Source organism: Arthrobacter sp. 05T442, assembly GCF_056395945.1.
In genome coordinates this window covers 1-346 of the sequence record NZ_JBFTKM010000076.1, presented here as the reverse complement: position 1 = coordinate 346, position 346 = coordinate 1, and the positions used below count along the sequence as shown (strand labels likewise).

Annotated in this window: 1 protein-coding gene; it reads right to left on the bottom strand. The window is 63.5% G+C overall.

Annotated features, from left to right (window positions below; genetic code table 11):
* On the bottom strand, positions 1 to 290 hold a 290-nt coding region (locus AC1DES_RS19255; RefSeq protein WP_476897291.1), incomplete at its 3' end, for a transposase.
* Positions 291 to 346: the final 56 nt, after the last annotated feature.

The window sequence follows — 346 nt, the reverse complement described above, 5'->3', positions numbered from 1 at the left end:
CGGCGGCGCTCCAGCAGCCAGTCCGGGAAGTAGGAGCCTTGCCGGAGCTTGGGGATGGCGACGTCCAGGGTGCCGGTGCGGGTGTCGAAGTCCCGGTGCCGGTAGCCGTTCCGGGAGTTGCTGCGGGCCTCGGAACGGGCACCGTATTCRGCGCCGCAGACAGCGTCGGCTTCTGCGCTCATCAGCGCGTTGATGAAGGTCGTGAGCATGGATCGCATGAGATCCGGGGAGGCCTGCTCGAGCTGCTCGGATAGGAAACGGGCAGGGTCGATAATATGGGGTGCGGTCATCGCGTGGTAACTCCTTGAGAGAAGACTTTGGTCGGTCTTTCCAAGAATCACGCGAT